This is a genomic window from Clostridium lapidicellarium, from assembly GCF_041224415.1.
Lineage (GTDB): Bacteria > Bacillota > Clostridia > Clostridiales > Clostridiaceae > Clostridium_B > Clostridium_B lapidicellarium.
Genome location: NZ_JBGFFE010000025.1, coordinates 19,327 through 42,887 on the forward strand (window position 1 = coordinate 19,327; position 23,561 = coordinate 42,887).

The window sequence follows — 23,561 nt, forward strand, 5'->3', positions numbered from 1 at the left end:
GCGGATATATTCAAATTTATAGAAGGAGGAGTTATTAAATGAGTTATGAGAATATCAATATTAAAAACAGGCAGTATAAAATTGTTGTGGACAATATAAGGAAAGTCTATGATGTGCGCTCACAAAATGGACAGGACAATGAAAGGTTTTTGGCACTTGACAATTTCAATTTAAAGGTAAAAAAGGGAGAATTTATTACGGTGGTAGGGCCCAGCGGTTGTGGAAAGTCAACTTTTCTGGATATACTGGCAGGACTTTCAAAACCAACTTCTGGGAAGGTGTATATAGATGGGGAACCTATTACAGGACCTGCTTTAGACAGGGGAATCATTCTTCAGGGATATGCTTTATTTCCTTGGAGAACTGTAGAAAAAAATATTGAATTTGGTCTTGAAATAAAAAAGATACCTAAAGAGGAAAGAAAAAAAATAAGTGAAAAATTTATAGAGCTTGTGGGGTTGAAGGGATTTGAAAACAGATATCCGCATGAACTTTCAGGAGGCATGAAGCAGAGAGTTGCAATTGCCAGGGCACTGGCATATGATCCTGAAGTCCTGCTTATGGATGAACCTTTTGCCGCAGTGGATGCCCAGACAAGAGAATCCCTTCAGGAGGAATTGTTGAATATATGGGAAAAGACAAATAAAACAATTGTATTTATCACTCACAGTATAGAAGAAGCTGTTTTTCTTGCGGACAGGGTAGTTGTTATGGCAACTAGTCCAGGAAGAATCAAAGAAATTATAAATGTAAAACTTCCAAGGCCGAGGATTAATTCCCAAATTAGGACGTCCCAGGAATTCAATTTGAGCAGGAACAAAATATGGGAACTTCTTCATAGAGATGCTGATAAAAAACAGACAGAAGTTTCTGTATAAATATTTGGCTTAGCTGGGAGTGTTCAGGAATATGCATGAGGAAATATATGAAATTAAAAATTATTTTCAGTATTATATTTTAAGATATTCGGGAGTAATTCTCATTCTGGTTTTATGGCAGATTCTGCCTGAGGTTGGTCTGCTGGATTCCCAATTCATTCCGCCTTTTTCTGAAGTGGTAGTTCAATTATGTGAACTCACTCTGAAAAGTGAACTGATGGTACATGTTGCAGTCAGCCTCTGGAGGGTTATTATGGGGCTTATTATTGCGGCGGCTGCTGCAATACCCCTTGGGCTCTTGCTCGGAGGGTGGCTGACCCAGGCTGCGGATATAGTGAATCCGCTTTTCAGGATATTTTCCCAGGTAAATCCATTTTCGCTGATGCCAATATTTATATTGTTTTTTGGTATAGGTGAGGCGGCAAAGCTGGCAGTAGTTGCATGGGTATGTCTATGGCCTATTTTGTACAATACAGTGTCCGGGGTAAGAAGGTTGGATCCCGTTCTGATTAAGACTGCCATGTCCATGAATACATCCAAATTTGAAATGCTGAAAAAGGTAGTCATACCAGGAGCGGCCCCATCTATATTTTTGGGACTTAGAATAGGAGTTGAAATGTCATTTTTCATGCTTATATCGGCAGAGATGATAGGTGCTACTGCAGGAGTGGGATGGCTTTTCCACAATTCTGCAATGAACAATCAAATACCGAGAATGTATGCGGCAGGTGTCTGCATTGTAATTTTGGGAATTGTTTTAAACAGGTTTTTGATATACAGCCAGAATAAATTGTTTTTCTGGAAAGGCTCTACACATGTGTTCAGCTTTGCTGCATGGAAGAAAAATGTAAGCGGATTTAGTAAAATACAGCTTCTCTTTGTAGTTGTGGTTGTTTCTGCAGTTATAGCCGTTGGAAGTTATGCCGCTCATGTTTCAAAGGTTTCGGATATCAATAGTAACAGCAGTGTTCAGATGAAGCATATGCAGATGGATAAGAAGGAACATGATCATATGAATATGGACAAAATGGATAAGAATAAGACACATGATTATATGAATATGGACAAATAAGTTGGGTGGGATTTGAGTGAAATGTAAAAAAGATACTTTTTATAAATTTCTGGTGGTATTTATATTTATTGCAGTATGGGAAGCTGCAAGCAGGTTGGAGATAGTGAATTCACTGTTTATCCCGCCGTTTTCAAGCGTGATTTTAGCCTTAAAGGACATGTTTGTTTCAGGAAATTTGGCTGCCAATGCAGGTATAAGTATAGAAAGGGCACTGACGGGTTTTATTATATCGGTTGTGGTTGGCATACCGCTTGGATACCTGCTTGGCGGATGGTTTTCAAAAGTGAATCTAGTGGCCGAGCCCGTTATAGAGATTTTTTCCCAGATTAACCCATTTATATTGTTCCATGTGCTGATTTTATTTTCAGGTATCGGTGAGATCCCTAAAATAGCAGTGATTGCATGGACCTGTACCTGGCCTATAATGTTTAATACCGTATATGGAATCAAACATATGGATTATTCTGTAATAAAAGCAGGAAGTGGATTTGGACTGGAAGGCTGGAAGCTTTTTTGGAAAGTGGGGATGCCTTCAATTTTACCTTCAGTTTTTGTTGGAATCAGGATTAGCGGCGGATATTCATTTTTTATGCTTATAGCAGCTGAAATGATGGGTGCAAGCTCGGGGCTTGGATGGCTGATTTTAAACAATCAGGAAAATTATGCTATAAGAAATATATTTGCAGCTGCCATTGTGATAGCTTTTCTAGGATTGTTTTTGGATATTATAATACAATTTGTTGAAAATAAGCTGTTGGGACATGTATCAGTTAGTTGACGTATAAAATTGGAAATTATAAATATGAGTAAGGGAGGATCTAATTTATGAAAATTGATTTGAATACTTCTGTAGTAAAGACGAGGGAAGAACGCCTGGGTACCATTATTGGATGGAAAACAGGGAAAGCTTCAGAGCTTTCCAGGGATTCCGCCTATACCTGTGCGGGATGCAAACACAATGGAGGGAAAAGGCTTTGCGAAACAATTGGACCTTTTACCCAGGGCTCTGGATGCAGTGAAGAAATGGTAGAGTGCCAGGCGGGAAATATAAGGGATGCAGTTTTGATTCAGCATGCTCCCGTAGGTTGTGGTGTAGGCCAGGCATCTTATAACTCCATATATAGAAATGGGCTGGCTATCAGGAATTTACCTGTGGAAAATATCAAGATAATAAATAGTAATATAAAGGAAACTGATATGGTATTTGGTGCTCTCGGCAAGTTGGAACAGTCAATAGAAGATGCCTGGAACAGACATCATCCGAAGGCAATTTTTATTGGAACATCTTGTGCCAGCGGAATAATAGGAGAGGATATAGACAGTATAGCTTCCAAAATGCAGAAAAAGCTTAAAATACCTGTTATTCCAATGTACTGTGAAGGGTTCAGATCCAAACACTGGAGCACGGGTTTTGATGCCACCCAGCACGGAATACTCAGACAGCTGGTAAGAAAAAATCCCAAGAAACAGGAAGATCTGGTGAATGTAATAAATTTATGGGGAAGCGACGTGTTCACCCCTATGCTTGCAGAGCTTGGACTTAGAGTTAATTATGTAGTGGATCTGGCAACAGTGGAAGATTTGGAGCAGATGTCGGAGGCAGCAGCTACTGTTGGATTTTGTTATACGCTGTCCTCTTATTTGGCTGCTGGACTTGAAGAAGAGTTTGGAGTTCCGGAAGTCAAAGCCCCCCAGCCTTATGGAATAGCCGGAACTGATGCATGGATACGTGAACTTGCAAGGGTGACCCATAGGGAGGAAAAGGCAGAGAAGTATATAAAGCGGGAGCACGAAAAAATAGCCCCGAGACTTGCAGAACTGAGAAAACTTCTAAAGGGTAAAAAAGGCTATGTAGCGACAGGTTCTGCTTATTCACATGGACTTATAGCAGTGCTTAAAGAACTGGGAATTGAAGTTGATGGATCGCTTGTATTTCATCATGATCCTGTATATGACAGCAACGTCCCACAGAAGAACTCACTGAAATTTTTGGTGGATAATTATGGAGATGTGCCTAAATTTACAGTGAGCAACAGGCAGCAGTATCAATTCTATATACTGCTTAAAAATGTGAAACCTGATTTCATACTTATAAGACATGCAGGTCTTGCACCGCTGGCTTCGAAAATGGGTATACCTTCGGCACCACTTGGTGACGAGCACCATGCTGTAGGATATGAAGGAATTTTAAATTTAGGTGAGACCATTCTGGACATACTTGCCCATAAAAAATTTCACCAGGATATTAAGGAGCATGTCAAACTGCCTTATACCAAATGGTGGCTTTAACAGAAGGATCCTTATATATTACGAAAATGAAACTGATTTTTAGAGAATAGGAGTGAATAAAGTGTCCAATATGGAACTAAAATGTGAAAAGGAAAGTACAAATAAAACTAAGAAAAAGAAATCGAACTCTATTGAACAGGTAAGATATGGCTGTGCACTGGGAGCCATGCATACTGCTTTTGCAATTCCAAGAGTAATACCAATCTGTCATTGCGGTCCCGGATGCGTGGATAAACAAACAGCCAATATAGCTTTTTATAATGGCTTTCAAGGCGGTGGATATGGAGGGGCTTCTGTTGTGCCAAGTACCAACATCTATGAAAAGGAAGTTATATTCGGGGGAGAGGACAGGCTTCGGGAACTCATAGATGCCACTTTCAAGGTTCTGGATGCAGATTTGTTTGTAGTTATGACAGGTTGTATTCCCGATACCGTGGGAGATGACGTGGGCTCTGTAGTGGGCGAGTTTCAGGCCAAAGGTCTTCCTGTAGTCTATGCGGAAACAGGAGGATTTAAAGGTAATAATTTTATAGGGCATGAACTGGTTACAGAAGCCATTATAGATCAGTATGTAGGTGATTACGACGGACCTTACCAGAAAGGGCTTGTAAATGTATGGTCCCTCCTTCCCTTCCACAATACTTTCTGGAGGGGAGATCTAGTTGAAATAAAGAGAATATTGGAAGGTGTGGGACTTAAGGTGAACATCTTGTTTGGACATGAGTCCGGGGGAGTAGACGAGTGGAAAAGTATAAAAAAGGCCCAGTTTAACTTGGTTTTGTCTCCATGGCTGGGACTTAAAACCGCAGAACACCTTAAAGAAAAATATGGTCAGCCATATCTGCATATCCCCACAATTCCAATAGGAGCAAAGGAAACCAGCAGTTTTTTGAGGAAAGTAGTTGATTTTGCGGGAATTGATAAGGAAAAAGCTGATAACTTTATAAAAAATGAAGAGAAAAAATACTATGAATATTTGGAGGATTTTTCTGATTTCTATGCGGAGTACTGGTGGGGGCTTCCGGCAAAATTTGCCGTTATAGGCGACAGCGCGTATAACCTGGCACTTACGAAATTTTTAGTAAATCAGCTTGGTCTCATACCTGCCAGTCAGATTATAACTGAAAATCCACCTGAAAAATACAGAGCGGCCATTAGAAATGAATATAGACACATAGCGGATGATGTTTCTACAGATGTGGAATTCGAGGAAGACAGCTATGTTATCCATGAAAAAATAAGAAATACTGATTTCGGGCACAAGCCCCCTATTATCTTTGGAACAACCTGGGAAAGGGATCTGGCCAAGGAGTTGAAGGGATTTATAGTTGAAGTGGGATTCCCTGCATCCTATGAAGTTGTTTTATCTAAATCATATATAGGATACAGAGGAGCACTTACCCTAATTGAAAAAATATACACGACCATAGTGAGTGCAAGCGCGTAATTTTTGCTATAAATTGCTGCTTTAGCAGCTGTAAAAAATTTAAAATAAAAAAGACAAGAATATGGAGGAATGATATAATGAGGCAAATAGCTATTTATGGAAAAGGCGGCATAGGAAAATCTACAACTACGCAAAATCTTACAGTGGGGCTATCTGAAATTGGCAAAAATGTCATGGTGGTAGGATGCGATCCAAAGGCAGATTCAACCAGGCTGCTTTTGGGTGGACTGGCACAGAGGACGGTTTTGGATACGTTGAGGGAAGAAGGAGAGGATGTAGATTTAGATTATATAATGAAAAAAGGATTCAATGGCATAAGATGCGTTGAATCAGGCGGACCAGAACCGGGTGTAGGGTGTGCAGGCAGAGGTATTATAACTTCTATAAACATGCTGGAGAGGCTGGGTGCATATACCGATGATTTGGATTATGTTTTTTACGATGTGCTGGGTGATGTGGTGTGCGGGGGCTTTGCCATGCCCATCCGTGAAGGAAAGGCGAAGGAAATATATATTGTAGCCAGCGGCGAAATGATGGCTCTCTATGCAGCTAACAATATATCAAAAGGTATTAAAAGATATGCCAACAGAGGTGGTGTGAGACTGGGCGGAATAATATGCAACAGCAGAAAAGTGGACAATGAAAGGGAACTGCTGGAGGCATTTGCCAAAGAACTGGGCACTCAGCTTATTTATTTTGTTCCCAGGGACAATGTGGTGCAGAAGGCTGAAATTCACAAGCAGACTGTAATACAATTTGATCCTGACTCAAATCAGGCAAATGAATACAGATCTCTTGCAAAGGCAATAGAGGAAAACAAAAAATTTGTAATACCGAAGCCTATGTCTCAAAAGAGACTGGAAGAAATATTTTTAAAACATGGTCTTACGGATAAGAATCTCAGTGCTGTTTGATATTTTGTTGTATAAAGGTTGACCAGAAAAACTGGAGACCAGATTTTATTTGATTGCAGAATAAAATCCGGTCTCTTTTTTGTTATTATAGTATTTATTGTCTGTTGAAAATCTTAGAAGAAGGGAGGAAAGCTGACTATCATGATAAGTATAAGAAATTTGAGCAAGACTTTCAGTACTCCCAAGGGAGATATTCAAGTGTTGAAAGATATAAATCTGGAAGTTGAAAAAGGTGATATTTTTGGAATAATAGGGTTCAGCGGGGCTGGTAAATCTACTATGATACGCTGCCTTAACAGACTCGAGGAGCCGACTTCAGGAACTGTTGTAATTGGAGACAAAAATATAACGGATATGAATAAAGACGAACTTAGAGAAGCCAGAAAAAAAATAGGAATAATATTTCAAGATTTTAATTTGTTCGATTCCATGACTGTATATGAAAATGTGGCTTTTCCATTGGAAATATCGGGCTATTCCAAAGAAAAAATAAAAAATAGGGTAGGTGAAATACTGGATTTGGTGGATTTAAATGATAAAGTTGATTCTTATCCTGCCCAATTGAGCGGCGGCCAGAAACAGAGAGTTGGTATAGCCCGGGCTCTTGCCAATAAACCGGATGTGCTTTTGAGTGATGAGGCCACTTCTGCTCTTGATCCGCAGACTACCTATTCCATACTGGAACTTTTAAGGGACATAAATAAAAAACTCAATTTGACCATTCTTCTTATAACCCATGAGCTGGATGTCGTTAAATACATTTGCAACAACATGGCTGTAATTGAAGAGGGAAAAATCGTAGAAGTGGGAAGTACTGATTCAATATTTTTAAATCCCAAAAGCGATACTGCCAAGAAATTTGTAAAAATAATGAGAAACCTCAGCATAAATTCCCACTGTCCTGGAGGTGAGGTAATATGACCGAAGATTTTAAAATGCTGATCCTAAAGGGACTGTCGGAAACAATAGAGATGGTGGCTATATCAGGTTTCATAGCGCTTCTTATAGGTATGCCGCTTGGAATCATATTGGTGGTTACTAAGAAAGGACATATTCTGGAACATGAAAAATTGAATAAGGTTCTGGCAGCTGTGGTAAATGCAATAAGATCCCTTCCCTCAATAATATTAATTGTAGTTTTGCTGCCTCTGGCCAGGTTGATTGTTGGGACTACACTTGGGATGAAAGCGGCTATTGTTCCAATATCCATAGGGATAGCACCTTTTTTAGCCAGAATTATTGAAACTTCTATAGAAGAAGTACAGTGGGGAAAAATTGAGGCGGCTTTGGCTGTTGGTGCAAAGCCTTTTCAGATAATATTAAAAGTTTTGATACCAGAAGCACTGCCTTCCCTTGTAAGGGGGATTACGATTTCAATCATATCCATTATTGAATTTACTGCCGTAGCCGGTGCAATAGGAGCGGGAGGTCTCGGAAGCCTGGCAATACGTTTTGGTTATGAAAGATTTCGCAAAGATATTATGATAGCTACTGTTGTGCTGCTGATTTGTCTGGTACAGCTTATACAGTTTTCTGGAGATCATATTTCCAGATATATAAATAAAAAGAGATATAAATTTGATTGAATGTTTTAAAGGAGATGAATCGATGTGAAAAAGAAAAGTGTGATGTTGCTGGTACTGGCATTGACTGTAGTGATTGGACTGCTTCCGGGCTGCGGGAATAGTTCTGGCAGTACGGACGGCGGAAGCGGCAAGAACAAAAATACTACAGTAAAGATAGGGGCGGCAGCGGTGCCCCATGCGGAAATATTAAATCATGTAAAACCTATGCTGGCAAAGGAGGGCATTAATTTAGATGTCGTGGTGCTGGATGACGAGGACCAGCTTAACCCCGCCCTGCAGGAAAAACAAATAGATGCAAATTATTTTCAGCATTTGCCTTATCTGAAATCCGTAGCCAAGGAAAAGGGATATAATTTTGCTGTGGCTGGAAAAGTCCATGTTGAACCAATGGGTTTTTATTCCGATAAAATCAAAAGTAAAAATGATATTAAAAATGGTGCCAAAATCGCCATACCTAACAATTCATCCAATGAATACAGGGCACTGGCACTTCTTGAGACAGAGGGGCTTATCAAATTGAAATCAGGGATAGCCAATTACAGTGCAACGCCTTCGGATATTGCCAAAAATACTAAAAATCTGCAATTCGAGGAAGTGGATGCGGCTCAACTTCCCAGGGTATTAAAAGATGTGGACGGTGCTGTAATAAATACGAATCTTGTACTTGAAGCTAAGATGGATCCCAATAAAGCACTGTTCAGGGAGGGCAGTAAATCACCTTATGCAAATATAATTGTTGTGAGGAAGGGCGATGAAAATAGAAAAGAAATAAAAGCAGTAGTAAAAGCTCTCAATTCAGAAGATGTCAAGAATTTTATAAAGAAAAAGTATGGAGTTGCAGTAGTGCCAGCTTTTTAAAGAGGAGGTGTAGTATTGGGTATTGATATAAAATCCCCGGAAGTGGAGGTAAGGGAATCCAGGCTGGGTTCAATTACGGGTTTTGCCGGAACTGCCGGAGAATTGTGCGATAGCTATAAAAAAGGCAAATTATGCGACAGAAGAAGAAGTTTTAGCCAATGCCTCGGGTGCAGCTCGGGAAATGCACTTTGTCAGCTGGCTATGATACAAGATGCAGTGGTAATAAATCATGCTCCAATAGGGTGCTGTGCCGATTTCCAAGATTATAATTTTACAAACAGGGTGGGACAGAGGAGAAGAAATATGCCGCTGAAAAATGCCAGATTGCTAAATACCAATCTGCAGGAAAAAGATATGATTTACGGCGGAGTTTTCAAATTGGAAAAGACTGTGCGTGAAGCATATAAAAGGTTCAATCCCAAGGCAATTTTTGTAACTGCATCCTGCGCTTCCGGAATTATTGGAGATGACGTGGAAGGCGTGACTGACAAATTACAGGAAGAATTGGGCATACCTGTGGCATATGTGTCCTGTGAGGGGTTTAGATCAAGAATTTGGACGACGGGTTTTGATGCTGCTTATCATGCTATTTTGAGGAAAATTGTTAAGCCCCCCGTTGAAAAGAAAAGTGACGTTGTAAATGTAATTAATTTTTGGGGGAGTGATATATTTACGGATTTATTTGGCCGAATAGGGCTGAAGCCCAATTACATCGTCCCTTTTTCAAATATAGAAAAATTGGAGAGAATATCTGAATCTGCTGCTACAGTGCAGGTATGTCCTACCTTGGGGACATATCTGGCTGCTGGACTCGAACAGGAATATGGGGTGGCTGAAGTCAAGTCGCCGCCTCCATATGGGATAACTGGAACTGATATGTGGTTTAGGGAGCTTGGAAAAGCTGTCGGCAGGGAAAGTGAAGTGGAGGAACTCATAAAATCGGAGAAGCACAGGATTGCCCCAAAGCTTGAAAGGCTCAGGGAAAAACTCGAGGGCAAAAGAGTGTATGTAACTGCTGGGGCAGCCCATGGTCACAGTCTCATAGCTCTTTTAAGAGATCTTCACATGGAAGTGGTGGGGGCAGCCATATTTCACCACGATCCGTGTTATGACGACAGAAATCCCGAAAGTGACAGCTTGGGACATGTAGTGAGAAATTATGGCGACATTGAAAATTATGATGTGTGCAACAAGCAGCCCTTTGAACTGGTAAATATACTCAATAGGTTGAAACCCGACCTGCTGGTAGCCAGACACGGTGGGATGTCTTCCTGGGGACCAAAGCTTGGAATACCTACATTTTTAATGGGGGATGAGCAGTTTGGACTTGGATACGGGGGACTTATAAATTATGGCAATAAAATAATTGATGTTCTTGCCACTAAAGAATTTGTAAAAAATATTGCCTGTCACTGTGAGCTTCCCTATACCGATTGGTGGTTGAAGCAGGATCCCTGTACTTTTCTAGGAGGTGGATGTAATGGCAAAAACGACTGATATAGTTGAGCAGCCCAGGCATTATTGTGCATTGGGAGCGGAACAGTCTGTATTGGCCATCAAAAAAGCTATTCCAATAATACACTCCGGTCCTGGCTGCGGAATCAAGCTTTATGACGGACTGAGTGTCGCCTCGGGATACCAGGGTATAGGATATTCAGGCGGGAGCTCTGTTCCCTGTACAAATACAACTGAAAGGGAAGTTGTATTTGGGGGAGAAAAAAGATTGAGACAGGTTATAGATGGAGCTTTGAAAGTTTTAAAAGCTGATCTGTTAGTGGTTTTGACAGGGTGCACTGCGGACATAATAGGGGATGATGTGGAAGAAATAGTAAGTGAATATAGAGATAGGGGTATTCCGATAGTCTGCGCCGAGACAGGTGGATTCAGGGGGAGTAATTTTAAAGGGCACGAGATGGTGGTTGAAGCCATCATAGATCAATTTATAGGGGAAAAGAGAGTAAAAGTGAAGAGAGGTCTTGTAAATGTTTGGTCTGTGCTTCCCTATCAAGATTCCTTCTGGACCGGCAATTTGCTGGGAATAAAAAAGCTGCTTCAGGGAATAGGCCTTAAAGTAAATATACTTTTTGGTACGGAGTCGAAAGGGGTGAATGAGTGGAAGACAATTCCCGACGCCCAGTTTAATCTGGTGCTTTCACCCTGGGTGGGGCTGAATATTGCAAAGCATCTGGAAAAGAAGTATGGGACTCCATACCTGCACTATCCAATACTGCCAATAGGGGCAAAGGAAACCGGCAAATTTTTGAGAACTGTTGCAGAATTTGCACAACTGGACAGGAAAAGAGTTGAAGAATTTATAGAAAAGGAGGAAAAGAGATTTTATTATTATATTGAGAGGTCCTTGGACTTTTTCATAGAATTTAGATATGATATGGCAGATAGGTTTTTTAATATAACGGATTCTTTTTATGCGCTGGGAATAAGCAAATTTCTGGTGAATGAACTTGGAATTGTCCCGGGACAGCAGTATATAACGGATGACACTCCTGAAAAATATAGACATGGCATAAAACAGGAATTTGTCCACCTGTCGGATACTTTTTCTTCAAAGGTTATATTTGAAATAGACGGAGGTAAAATTCATGAAAGCCTGAGAAAATATCCCCTTGAAAATTACAGGCCTCTTATATTGGGAAGTTCCTGGGACAGGGATATAGCTTCTGAGCTGAATGGATTTTGGATAAATATATCTATTCCAGTTCTGCACAGGCTGGTGCTGAACAGGAGTTACGTCGGATACAGCGGCGGATTGACCCTGATGGAGGATATATACAGCAGTATATTGAATACCTATAAATAATATACTCAATTGGAAATATTTTATTGAAATAATTTGCTTTAGGATGTATTATTAATGTAGTAGTATAAAAGTTGGTTTGGATGATTGTGGCGTGAGATAACAACGTATGTTAACCGAAGGAGCAATGATATATTTTCACAACTATATCAGAAACTTTCAGGTATAATATAACGTCATGGGACAAAGCTCTGGAAAATCTGCATTTTAAAGCAGTACCGAAGGTGAAAGATGTTTTGCATCGAAACTCTCAGGTAAATGAACAGGGACATGTGAACAGTTTGTTTTCATGTCTTTTTTGCTATCTAAAAATATGATCAGGAGGGTTTGCTGTGGAGAAATTAAAGAAAACTGCACTGTTTGATTCCTATAAAAAATATGGTGCAAAGATGATAGATTTTGCAGGATGGTCTATGCCGGTACAATTTGAGGGCATAATACCCGAACACAATGCGGTCAGGGAAAAAGCTGGTTTATTTGATGTTTCGCATATGGGTGAAGCTGATATAAGGGGAAAAGATGCCCTGAAATTTGTACAGAATTTGATTACAAATGATGCATCTGTGCTTGAGGACAATCAGGTGATGTACAGCCCCATGTGTTATCAAAATGGCGGAGTTGTAGATGATATTATAGTATACAGATTTGATGGAGGACATTTCTTCTTGGTCATAAATGCTGCAAACATTGAAAAGGATATCAACTGGATGCTTGAAAATTGTGATGGTTTTGATGTGAAAATTGCAAATATATCTTCTTCCATTATACAGCTGGCACTTCAGGGACCTGAAGCCCAAAACATACTTCAAAAACTCACCGATGTGAATTTGGAGGAAATTAAGTTTTTCTTTTGCAGGAGGGATGTATCGGTCTGCGGGAGAAAATGCATGATATCCAGAACAGGATATACGGGAGAAGATGGGTTTGAAATTTATTCCAGTACTGAAAATGCAGAATATCTGTGGAACAATATACTTGAAGCCGGAAGGAAAGAGGGCATAAAACCAGTGGGACTAGGTGCAAGAGATACACTGAGGTTTGAAGTGAATCTCCCTCTCTATGGCAATGAACTTTCTGAATTCATTACTCCTCTTGAAGCCGGACTGGGATTTTTTGTAAAACTGGACAAAAAAGATTTCATAGGGAAGATTTCCCTTTTAAAGCAGAAAAAAGAGGGGCTTAAAAGGAAGATAATTGGATTTGAAATGATAGACAGGGGTATTCCAAGAAAGGGATATGAGGTCTTTAAAGAAGATAGGAAGATAGGTGAAGTGACTACGGGATACAGATCCCCGTCACTAAAGAAGAATTTGGGACTTGCTCTTGTAAACTCGAGTTATTCCAGACTTGGAACTGAGATTTTTGTAAAAATAAGAGGCAGGTTTCTTAAAGCGGAAGTTGTAAATAAAAGATTTTATAAAAAAAATTATAAAAAATGATGGGGAGGAAGTTGTAGATGAAAACTTTAGAGGGAGCATTTTATACGAAGGATCACGAATGGATAAAGGCAGATGATGGGAATAAAGCTTATGTGGGCATAACTGATTTTGCCCAGGATTCTTTAGGCGATATTGTATTTGTTGATTTGCCCGAGGTGGATTCAGAATTTGAGAAGGGTGAAGTCTTTGGAGCGGTGGAATCTGTAAAAGCAGCTTCAGATCTGTATATGCCTGTATCGGGCAGGGTGATTAAAGTAAATGAGGGACTTGTGGATAATCCTGAATATGTAAACCAGGATCCCTATGAAAACTGGATAATTTGCATTGAAATGTCAGATAATTCACAACTTAGCGAACTCTTGGATTCAAAAAATTATAAAAATTTATGTGATGGAGAGTGATATTATGCATCCTTATTTGCCGCTGACGGATGAAGACAGACAAATTATGTTGAAAAAAATAGGAATAAATAAAATAGATGACTTATTTTCTGACATACCTGAGAGCATACGTCTGAAAAGAAAATTGGATATTAATGATGGAATGTCCGAACTTGAAGTGAAGTCCTATATTGACGATATTGCGAAATTGAATAGGAGCTGTAGTGAATTAACCTGTTTTCTAGGTGCAGGAGCTTATGATCATTATATACCTTCCATAGTGAGACACATAATATCGAGATCTGAATTTTATACTGCATATACTCCTTATCAGGCTGAGATAAGCCAGGGTACCCTACAGAGTATATTTGAATATCAGACTGTTATGGCTGATTTGACAGGGATGGATGTTTCCAATGCATCCATGTATGATGGAGCCACGGCCTGTGTTGAAGCTGCACAGATGGCTGCAAATATCGTGAGACGAAAAAAGATAATTGTATCTAAGACCGTTAATCCGGAAGCCAGAAAAGTGCTTGAGACCTATTTGAGATTTAAAGATTTGGAGCTTGTGGAAATAGACGAAACATGTGGAGTTACAGATATAGACAGACTTAAGGCCGAGCTGGATGGAGATACTGCGGCAGTTATAGTCCAGACACCAAATTTTTTTGGAATAATAGAGGAACTTGAAGATATGGAAAAGTATATCCATAAGAACAGATCACTTTTGATAGTATATTGCAGTCCCATTTCCCTCGGTATACTGAAAAATCCCGGCGAGTGCGGTGCAGATATAGCTGTGGGTGAAGGGCAGCCCCTTGGAAGCAGGATGAATTATGGCGGACCATATTTTGGATTTTTAACTGCAAGAAAGAAATATCTCAGGAAAATTCCCGGCAGAATTGTAGGAGAAACAACGGACAGGGAAGGTAAAAGAGGTTTTGTGCTTACACTTCAGGCAAGAGAACAGCATATAAGAAGAGAAAAAGCCTCTTCGAATATATGTTCTAATGAAGCTTTAAACGCACTGGCTGCCCTGATATATTTGGTTACACTTGGCAAAGAAGGAATCAGGGAGGTTGCCTGCCAGAATATACAGAAAGTTCATTATGCCTTTAAAAAACTTACTGAAAGCGGAAAGTATAAACCGGTGTTCAACAGGCCGTTTTTTAACGAATTTCTGATCCGATCTGAAGTTCCAGTGAGAAAAGTGAATGAGAAGCTGCTTCAGCACAATATATTGGGGGGATATGAAGTGGGAGAAAATTCCATGATATTGTGTGTTACTGAAAAGAGGACAAAATCCGAAATAGATAAATTGGTTTCTGTATTGGAGGCGATGTAGTATGATTGGTGAATACAACAAACTTATTTTTGAACTTTCTAAAAAGGGAAGGAGAGCTTATTCTCTTCCGCAGTGTGATGTACCTGAGGAGGATATTTCCAAGCTTGTTCCTGAAAAGTTCATAGAAAAAGAAGAGCTGAAGCTTCCTGAAGTGAGCGAAGTGGATGTTGTGAGACATTTTATACGGCTTTCAAATAAAAATTTTGGTGTGGATACCGGATTTTATCCTCTTGGCTCCTGTACCATGAAATACAACCCCAAGATCAATGAAGATATGGCAAATTTGGATGGATTTACCGGACTTCATCCCTATCAGCCCGAGAAAACGGTCCAGGGCGCTTTGAGGCTCATGTATGAGTTGAGTGGAAAACTTTCCGAGATAATGGGATTTGATTCCGTATCGCTGCAGCCTGCGGCAGGAGCCCACGGTGAAATTTCGGGACTTATGATAATAAAGGCCTATCATGAAAAAAGGGGGGATTTTAAGAGAAAGAAAATAATTGTACCTGGTTCGGCCCATGGAACCAATCCTGCTTCGGCTGCCTGTGCAGGCTTTGATGTAGTGGAAGTCAAGTCTGATGAAGATGGAACGGTTGATATTGAATCTTTAAAGTCCCTGTTAGATGACGAAGTGGCGGGACTCATGCTTACAAACCCGAATACACTGGGCATATTTGAAAAAAATATTTCGAAAATAGCAAAGTTTGTTCACGGTGCCGGGGGACTTCTCTATTATGACGGTGCAAATATGAATGCCAATATGGGGAAAACGAGGCCCGGTGACATGGGATTTGACGTATGTCATATAAATCTGCACAAGACATTTTCAACACCTCACGGCGGGGGAGGACCAGGAAGTGGTCCTATAGGGACTAAAAAAGAGCTTTCACAGTTTTTACCTGTTCCCATCGTGTCCAAAAAAAATGAAAGGTATCACCTCGATTATGACAGGCCTTATTCCATAGGAAAAGTCAGGAACTTTTATGGAAACTTTGGTGTGATGGTGCGGGCTTTTTCCTATATATTGAGCATGGGTGCCGAAGGTCTTAGGGAAGTCAGTGAAAATGCAGTTTTAAATGCAAATTATATAAAGGAAAGTCTTAAAGATTATTACAATGTGCCTGTAGAGGGTGCCTGCAAGCATGAATGTGTACTTGGAGGGCTGAAAAATAATAAAAATGGTGTTACCACCCTTGATGTTGCCAAACGCCTTATAGATTACGGCTATCATCCACCGACAATATATTTTCCGCTTATTATAAAAGAAGCCATGATGATAGAACCTACAGAAAATGAAAAGTTAGAAACTCTGGATGAATTTGTGGAAAATATGATAAAAATCGCAGAGGAGGCGGAGAAAAATCCGGATATAGTCAGATCCGCTCCAAATACAACTTATATTAAGAGGCTGGATGAGGTTAAAGCCGCGAGGAAACCTGTGGTAAAATGGAGTAAGTAGAAGAGGGGTGCAATTATGATTGAAATTGGTAACTTTGATTTTAATAAACTTTCCATGTTTAAAGATATGGATGAATCTACTTTGAAGCTCTTAAAACAAAAGTCCTTTAAAGAATATGTCCCTAAAGGCAAGATACTGTTTTATGAAAGGGACAGGGTTGATAGAATTTACTTTATTCTGAATGGAAAGATGACCATGTACAGGATGTCGGAAGAAGGGCAGAAAAGAATTATCTATATCTTGAACGACGGGGAATTTATAAATGAAGTTACTTTTGAAAATCTACCTGTATCCATAAGCTGCCAGGCTTTTGAAGACAGCTGCATTCTGTATTTCTTAAAGAAGGATTTGATGGAAATAATGTCCGGGGATTTTGATCTCACATGTGTGATTATGAATTCCATGGCCAAAAAAATAAGAAGACTTTACAGGCAGCTAAAAAATACAGTGCCTCTGAGAATGGATAAAAAGCTGGCAGCCAAACTCTGGAAATTATCCAGGGATTATGGCGTGAAAACTGAAGAGGGAACACTTATTGATTTGAATATGAGTATAACTTATCTGGCGGATATGCTTGGAAGTACCAGGGAAACTGTTTCAAGGTGCATGAACGGTTTCAAAAAAAAGGGAATGATCATATTTCAAAATAGGAAGATAATAGTCGTAGACCCAAAAGTACTGTCACTGTATTTCAGGGGAATCTGATGGGACAAAGACGCGGCTGCGGTAAAATAAAAAAACTGTGTTTACATAATTTGTGTAAACACAGTTTTTTTATTGCAGCGTGATCTATGTCACATTATATTTTTCGTATTTGTGATATGTTAAATATATAGCAATCTTTGTTTGAATATTTTATTTCAAGGAGGAAAAAAAGAATGGGATTTTTAATTGATACTGAAGAATTCAATAATTTCCTCGAAAAACTGAGCAGGCATTATAGGATATATGCCCCGGTGAATTTAAAAGGCAAGGGGAGATTTTCTGATACGGACTCGGTGAGATATATGCAGGTCAATACCATTGAGGAGATAGAGTTCAATAAAAAATCAAATTTTTCACCCAGGGAAGTACTTCTCCCAATTACCCAGACGTTGTTTTATTTTACTGAAAATTCTGTAAAAGAACCCGAAGTGGACAGCAAAAAGATACTGCTGTTTTTAAGAAGCTGTGATGTTAATGCCATAAAAAGAATTGATGAAATTTATCTGAGAAATGGACCCGAAGATATTTACTATGGGAAGCTGAGGGATAAGGTCAAATTTGTACTTATGGAATGTGAACACAGTTTTGAGAATTGTTTTTGCTGCAGCATGGGGTGTAACACTACCCTGGATTATGATTTATTTGTGAGATATAAGGATAAAAAGGTTTTTGTGGAATGCAGGGACAGAAGTTTTGAACCGTTTTTTAAAAATGAAGGGCAGTGCGATGTAAAACCACATTTTGTAAAATCAAATGATATAAAAGTAAGGATTCCTGAAAATATAGATGAAAATATTTTCAATAATTTTATGTGGGATGAGTATTCTGCGAGATGTATTGCCTGTGGAAGGTGCAATGTGGTATGCGGAACTTGTACGTGCTTTTCCATGCAGGATATTTTCTACCGGGACAATGAAAACGCAGGTGAAAGAAGAAGAGTCTGGTCTTCCTGCATGGTGGACGGATATACGGATATAGCAGGGGGACATAGTTTTAGAAAAAGCAATGGAGAGAGAATGAGGTTTAAAGTTATGCACAAGATCTATGATTTTAGAAAGAAATTTGGATACAATATGTGCGTTGGTTGTGGAAGATGTGACGATGTATGTCCTGAATATATATCCTTTTCAAATTGTGTGAATAAATTGAATAACGCAGCCAGGGAGGTGAAATAGATGGGGAATATATATCTGCCGAAAGAAAGCAAAATATTGGATGTAAAAAAGCATACTGATATAGATTATACTTTTAGAATGGAGTTCTCAGGAAGAGTTAAACCAGGGCAATTTTTTGAGATCTCCATACCCAAGTGCGGTGAGGCGCCCATATCCGTTTGTGAAATCGGCAAGGGCTATGTGGATTTGACTATAAGACGTGTAGGAAGGGTTACAGATGTGGTTCACAGTTTATGTAAAGGAGACAGGCTTTTTATGAGAGGTCCATATGGTAACGGTTTTGATGTGGATTTATATAAAGATAAAGAACTTGTTGTAGCTGCAGGGGGAACAGGTACGGCACCTGTGAAAAGCATAATAGACTATTTTTCAGATAATAGGGATGAAATTGCAGATTTCCATGTACTTATGGGTTTCAAATCGCCGGAGGATATTTTGTTTAAAGACAGCATAAAAAAGTGGAGCAGAAATGTCGATGTAATTTTAACGGTGGATAGGGCAGATGAAAATTACCATGGGAATGTGGGGCTTATTACCAAATATATCAAGAATATTCCAATCAAAAATCTGAATCAGGCACAGGCCATTGTAGTTGGTCCCCCGATGATGATGAAATTTACAATAGATGAATTCTTAAAAAGGGGAATTAGTGAAGAAAACATTTGGGTTTCCTATGAGAGAAAAATGTGCTGCGGTTTAGGCAAATGCGGTCACTGCAGGATGAATGACACCTATATATGTCTGGAAGGCCCGGTATTTAACTATGTTAAGGCCAAACATATGGTGGATTAGAAGAGGAGGGTTGTTTATGGATATTGATGTAAAAGCCCTGAAAAAAAACGCATTCAGGGTGACTAAGGAAAGAGGCAAAACGGCTATAAGGATAAGAGTGCCGGGAGGGCATATGAAAGCAAAATATTTTACCCTGCTTCAAAAAATTTCAGAAGAATATGGGAATGGAACAATTCACATTACAACCAGGCAGGGATTTGAAATACCGGGCATTGATATGAAAAATATAGCATTGATAAATGAACTCATACAGCCTGTTATTGAAGGACTTGAAATAAACCAGAAAAATGTAAACGGAGGATATCCGGCTTCAGGTGCAAGAAATGTCTGCGCCTGTATAGGCAGCAGGGTATGCCCTTTTGCAAACTATGACACTACTGCTTTTGCAAAAAGAATAGAAAAAGCCATATTTCCCAACGACTATCACGTGAAGATTGCACTCACAGGGTGTCCCAATGATTGTATAAAGGCCAGGATGCATGACTTTGGGATCGTAGGGATGACGGAGCCGCAGTATGACAGCTGCAGGTGTATAGGCTGCAAGTCCTGTGTCAATAACTGTAAACTCAGATCTGCAGATGCTCTCAGCTTTGAAAATTTTAAAGTTGTGAGAGATGGCAGCAAGTGTATAGGCTGCGGGGAATGTGTGGGCAAGTGCCCGGCAGGTGCATGGACAAGGAACGGTAAAAAATACTACAAGCTGATTATAATGGGAAGAACCGGTAAAAAGGATCCCAGAATTGGGCGTGAGTTCATCAAGTGGATAGACAATGAAGACAGCATTATAAGAATAATTTTAAATACCTATGACTATATAGAAAACTATATGGATAAAAATGCTCCCGGCGGAAAAGAACATGTGGGGTATATTGTGGACAGAACCGGATATCAGGAATTTAAGAGATGGGCTTTAAAAGGGGTAAGACTTAATCCAGAAGCCGAAGTTAAAGAACATATCAACTGGTGAAAAACTTTATACGGCATATTAAAAAGGAGTGATAAAAAATATGGAAAATTTGAACTTGAAGGGGAATTCAAGGCAGGGGCTTGCAGGGGCAACGTTGGGTTTTTTTGTGGGGTTTGCAGCAGTGGCTCTTTATGGGGCGACGGCTTCTGTATTCAAACACAGTTTTCTAGATCTGAACCCCATTTTGCTGGCATTACTTGTTGCCATACCGAATTTGTCAGGATCGCTTCTCAGAATACCTTTTGCAGCCTGGGTGGATGTAAATGGGGGTAAAAAACCATTTATAGTGCTGCTCCTGCTTTCGATAGTTGGCATGACCGGCCTGTATGTGATTATGGCTTTTTTCAAACAGGATCTGGGCGGGTGTTATTCCCAGCTTTTGATCTTTGGCGCACTGTCGGGGTGCGGAATAGCCACATTTTCTGTAGGAGTTAGCCAGGCTTCCTACTGGTTTCCTCAGGATAAACAGGGGATAGCTCTTGGAATATATGGAGGTGTTGGGAATCTGGCACCGGGAATATTTACGCTGCTGCTTCCAAACATAGCACTTCCTCTGCTGGGCTTGTCAGGTTCTTATCTGGCCTGGCTTATATTTCTGATAATAGGTACCATAGCCTATGCCGTCATAGGGAAAAATGCATGGTATTTTCAACTGATTAATTCGGGGGCGGAAAAAGAGGAAGCAAGGAAAATAGCTTCAGAAAAGTATGGACAGGAGCTGTTCCCAAATAACAAGCTCAGTGAAAGTCTGATGATTTCGGCAAAAACTTTGAAAACCTGGGCACTGGTTCTGGTGTATTTTACTACCTTTGGAGGTTTCCTAGCATTGACAAGCTGGCTGCCTACCTATTTTACAAGCTTTTTCAAACTCAATTTGAAAATGGCAGGTCTTTTGACGGCTGTGTATTCTATCGCCACATCTCTCATAAGAATTTATGGCGGTAAGATATCTGATAAAAGAGGAGGAGAATATACGTCGGCGGCAGCACTTATTGTGATGCTTATAGGGGCAGTATGCATGACTATAACTTCTTCACTGCCTATAGCCGTTTTGGGAATTCTGCTTTTAGCAGCTGGAATGGGAGTCACAAATGCGGCTGTATTTAAGATACTTCCTAAAGCAGTCCCGCATGCAGTCGGAGGAGCTTCAGGATGGGTCGGAGGACTGGGAGCTTTCGGGGGTTTCGTCATACCGCCTTTTATGGCATCCTTCATAGATAAAACTGGCAGGAGCTTAAGCGGGTATCAAAAGGGGTTCCTTATATTTGTGGTATTATCCGTGATTTCATTTTTAATTGTGAATTTTCTTAGAATTAATTCCGTAAAGAAAGAGAGATGATCTAACTATCATGAAAGTGAAACAATCTACATGCAATTATTGTTCCCTTGCGTGCAATCTGGATTTTTATGTGGATGACAATAAAATAAAGAAAATACTTCCAACCAAAGGGTATCCTGTAAACGATGGATTCTGTTGTATAAAAGGATTGAATTTATCCAGACAATGTACTAAATTCAAAACCAGGGGAATGCCGCTTATAAGAGATAAAAAGGGAAAAATTCATTTTGTCTCGTGGAAAGATGCATTTGAAACCTTTGCAATCAAAATGAACTCCATTCAGAAAAAATACGGGAAACAGAGTGCTGCATATTTGAGTACAGGACAGATAACGACTGAAGAAATGGCACTTCTGGGATTTATAGGGAGAATGTATATGGGGATCAGCGGTGATGGAAATACAAGACTTTGCATGAGTACATCGGCTGTGGCCTATAAACAGAGTTTTGGATTTGATGCTCCGCCCTATACTTTGAAGGATTTGGAAATTTCAGATACCATTGTACTCGTCGGGGCAAATCCCGTAGTTGCACATCCCATTGCCTGGAGCCGCATAAGAGAGAATAAAACCGCAAAAATAATAACCATTGACCCGAGAAAATCGGAAACGGCGGTCAATTCTGACTGGTGGATAGGTATAAAACCAAAATCTGATATTGTATTTTTATATACCCTGGCCAATGTGCTTATAAATAAAAACTGGATTGACAGAGATTATATCGTGAATTGTTCAGAAAATTTTGAAATATTCAAAGAACACGTTAAAAAATATTCTCTGGAATATGCAGAGAGAAAGACAGGCATTTCAGGTAAAGATATAATTAAGCTTGCCGGATTGATTCACAAAGGTGAAAAGGTTTCATTCTGGTGGACCATGGGGGTAAACCAGGGATGGCAAGCTGTGAGAACTGCCCAGGCCATAATAGATCTTGCAGTTATCACTGGGAATATGGGAAGAGAGGGAACTGGAGCAAATTCACTGTCTGGACAGTGCAATGCCATGGGATCAAGATTGTACAGCAACACCACGGCTTTATACGGGGGAAGAGATTTTGACAATCCGGTGCACAGAAAAGAGATCTCATCTATTTTAGATGTGGATGAAAAGATGATACCTGAAAAACCTACTATTCCATATAATGAAATTATCAACAGAATAAACGGCGGGGATATCAAAGCACTTTGGGTAATTGGAACAAATCCTGCACATTCCTGGGCAAATAATGGGGAATTCAAAAGAGCAGTTAAAAATTTGGAGCTTTTAGTTGTACAGGACATATATGCTGATACGGATACTTCCAAACTATGTGATCTGTTTTTGCCTTCTGTCCCGGCTTTAAAAAAAGAAGGCTCTTTTATAAATACTGAAAGGCGTATTTCAGCGGTGGTACCTGTACTTAAAAAAGAGAAGGGAGAATTGACTGATTATGACATACTGCTTGGAATAGGAAGGGCCTTCAAAATAGGAAAATCCCTGGAAAAATGGAAAACACCAAGACATGCTTTTGAACTGATAAAGGAGTTCAGCAGGGGGATGCCATGTGATATAACCGGAGTGGATTATAAAAAGTTAATTTTTTCAAGAGGAATACAGTGGCCCTTTAGAGAGGGCGACAAACTGGATGATGAGAGGAGATTGTTTGAGGACAATAGATATTTTACGCCAAATGGAAAGGTTAAGCTTATCTATGAGGAACCAGTAAAAAATCCGGCCGCTGCAGGTGAAGATTTTCCCTACATATTGAATTCAGGGAGGGGAACCGTAGGACAGTGGCATACACAGACTAGAACCCGGGAAATTGAATTTGTAAAGGACAGTTCCATGGCGTCTGCCTATATTTTCATGAATTTCAAATTGGCTGAAAGGTTGGGTTTAAAGCGAAATGAATATGCAATTATATCGTCTATAAATGGGTGTAAAAGTAAATTCAAGGTTATACCTACGGATAATATCGGCGAAAACCAGCTATTTGCCCCGATTCACTATATAGAAACAAATTTCCTGACACCATCTGTATTTGACAGATATTCAAGGGAGCCTTCCTATAAGTGTACAGCTGTAAATGTGAAAAAAATTCAAAACTCTAGGAGATGATGA

General features: G+C 39.7%; 21 protein-coding genes and 1 riboswitch. All 21 genes read left to right on the forward strand.

What is annotated here, in order from left to right:
* Window positions 1-38: 38 nt before the first annotated feature.
* The 21 genes from AB8S09_RS13445 (at window position 39) to AB8S09_RS13545 (ending at window position 23,558) form a co-directional block, all read left to right on the forward strand.
* A complete protein-coding gene (locus tag AB8S09_RS13445; RefSeq protein WP_294181665.1) occupies window positions 39-878 on the forward strand; it encodes an ABC transporter ATP-binding protein in 840 nt (279 codons plus the stop codon).
* Window positions 879-909: 31 nt separating this feature from the next.
* Window positions 910-1,950, forward strand: a complete 1,041-nt coding sequence (locus tag AB8S09_RS13450) for an ABC transporter permease (RefSeq protein ID WP_294181664.1) — start codon at window positions 910-912, stop codon at window positions 1,948-1,950.
* A gap of 16 nt (window positions 1,951-1,966) precedes the next feature.
* Window positions 1,967-2,728: an ABC transporter permease gene (locus AB8S09_RS13455; RefSeq protein WP_294181662.1), complete on the forward strand. Its 762-nt coding sequence runs from the start codon at window positions 1,967-1,969 to the stop codon at window positions 2,726-2,728.
* 47 nt (window positions 2,729-2,775) lie between these two features.
* On the forward strand, window positions 2,776-4,239 hold the full coding sequence (locus tag AB8S09_RS13460) for a nitrogenase component 1 (protein WP_369869305.1): 1,464 nt from the start codon (window positions 2,776-2,778) through the stop codon (window positions 4,237-4,239).
* Between the two features lie 70 nt (window positions 4,240-4,309).
* On the forward strand, window positions 4,310-5,686 hold the full coding sequence (locus AB8S09_RS13465; protein WP_369869317.1) for a nitrogenase component 1: 1,377 nt from the start codon (window positions 4,310-4,312) through the stop codon (window positions 5,684-5,686).
* Window positions 5,687-5,763: 77 nt separating this feature from the next.
* Complete coding sequence (gene nifH / locus AB8S09_RS13470; RefSeq protein ID WP_369869306.1) at window positions 5,764-6,600, forward strand: nitrogenase iron protein; 837 nt, start codon at window positions 5,764-5,766, stop codon at window positions 6,598-6,600.
* A gap of 141 nt (window positions 6,601-6,741) precedes the next feature.
* Window positions 6,742-7,521 (forward strand): methionine ABC transporter ATP-binding protein, encoded by a 780-nt coding sequence (locus AB8S09_RS13475; RefSeq protein ID WP_294181656.1) that lies wholly within the window; start codon window positions 6,742-6,744, stop codon window positions 7,519-7,521.
* Complete coding sequence (locus tag AB8S09_RS13480; protein WP_294181655.1) at window positions 7,518-8,186, forward strand: methionine ABC transporter permease; 669 nt, start codon at window positions 7,518-7,520, stop codon at window positions 8,184-8,186. The genes AB8S09_RS13475 and AB8S09_RS13480 overlap by 4 nt, the downstream gene beginning before the upstream one ends.
* Window positions 8,187-8,210: 24 nt before the next feature.
* Window positions 8,211-9,044: a MetQ/NlpA family ABC transporter substrate-binding protein gene (locus tag AB8S09_RS13485; RefSeq protein ID WP_294181653.1), complete on the forward strand. Its 834-nt coding sequence runs from the start codon at window positions 8,211-8,213 to the stop codon at window positions 9,042-9,044.
* Window positions 9,045-9,059: 15 nt separating this feature from the next.
* Entirely contained in the window at window positions 9,060-10,541 is a 1,482-nt protein-coding gene (locus tag AB8S09_RS13490) for a nitrogenase component 1 (protein WP_369869307.1), read from the forward strand.
* Window positions 10,525-11,862 (forward strand): nitrogenase component 1, encoded by a 1,338-nt coding sequence (locus AB8S09_RS13495; RefSeq protein ID WP_294181650.1) that lies wholly within the window; start codon window positions 10,525-10,527, stop codon window positions 11,860-11,862. The genes AB8S09_RS13490 and AB8S09_RS13495 overlap by 17 nt, the downstream gene beginning before the upstream one ends.
* 178 nt (window positions 11,863-12,040) lie before the next feature.
* Window positions 12,041-12,135: riboswitch (glycine riboswitch) on the forward strand.
* 56 nt (window positions 12,136-12,191) lie between these two features.
* Window positions 12,192-13,298: a glycine cleavage system aminomethyltransferase GcvT gene (gene gcvT / locus AB8S09_RS13500; RefSeq protein ID WP_294181649.1), complete on the forward strand. Its 1,107-nt coding sequence runs from the start codon at window positions 12,192-12,194 to the stop codon at window positions 13,296-13,298.
* Between the two features lie 17 nt (window positions 13,299-13,315).
* Complete coding sequence (gcvH, locus tag AB8S09_RS13505) at window positions 13,316-13,699, forward strand: glycine cleavage system protein GcvH (RefSeq protein WP_294181648.1); 384 nt, start codon at window positions 13,316-13,318, stop codon at window positions 13,697-13,699.
* A 4-nt stretch (window positions 13,700-13,703) separates the two neighbouring features.
* Window positions 13,704-15,026, forward strand: a complete 1,323-nt coding sequence (gene gcvPA, locus AB8S09_RS13510) for an aminomethyl-transferring glycine dehydrogenase subunit GcvPA (protein ID WP_369869308.1) — start codon at window positions 13,704-13,706, stop codon at window positions 15,024-15,026.
* A 4-nt stretch (window positions 15,027-15,030) separates the two neighbouring features.
* The gene (gcvPB, locus tag AB8S09_RS13515; protein ID WP_369869318.1) at window positions 15,031-16,485 is read left to right on the forward strand and encodes an aminomethyl-transferring glycine dehydrogenase subunit GcvPB; all 1,455 of its coding nucleotides are present in this window, start codon (window positions 15,031-15,033) and stop codon (window positions 16,483-16,485) included.
* Between the two features lie 15 nt (window positions 16,486-16,500).
* On the forward strand, window positions 16,501-17,190 hold the full coding sequence (locus AB8S09_RS13520; RefSeq protein WP_294181641.1) for a Crp/Fnr family transcriptional regulator: 690 nt from the start codon (window positions 16,501-16,503) through the stop codon (window positions 17,188-17,190).
* Window positions 17,191-17,363: 173 nt separating this feature from the next.
* Window positions 17,364-18,365 (forward strand): anaerobic sulfite reductase subunit AsrA, encoded by a 1,002-nt coding sequence (gene asrA, locus AB8S09_RS13525; RefSeq protein ID WP_294181639.1) that lies wholly within the window; start codon window positions 17,364-17,366, stop codon window positions 18,363-18,365.
* Window positions 18,366-19,157, forward strand: coding sequence for an anaerobic sulfite reductase subunit AsrB (gene asrB, locus AB8S09_RS13530; protein ID WP_369869310.1), 792 nt, complete (start codon window positions 18,366-18,368; stop codon window positions 19,155-19,157).
* Between the two features lie 16 nt (window positions 19,158-19,173).
* Window positions 19,174-20,124: a sulfite reductase subunit C gene (gene asrC / locus AB8S09_RS13535; protein WP_294181634.1), complete on the forward strand. Its 951-nt coding sequence runs from the start codon at window positions 19,174-19,176 to the stop codon at window positions 20,122-20,124.
* Window positions 20,125-20,164: 40 nt separating this feature from the next.
* Entirely contained in the window at window positions 20,165-21,463 is a 1,299-nt protein-coding gene (locus AB8S09_RS13540; RefSeq protein WP_369869311.1) for an MFS transporter, read from the forward strand.
* 10 nt (window positions 21,464-21,473) lie between these two features.
* Complete coding sequence (locus AB8S09_RS13545; RefSeq protein WP_369869312.1) at window positions 21,474-23,558, forward strand: molybdopterin oxidoreductase family protein; 2,085 nt, start codon at window positions 21,474-21,476, stop codon at window positions 23,556-23,558.
* Window positions 23,559-23,561: the final 3 nt, after the last annotated feature.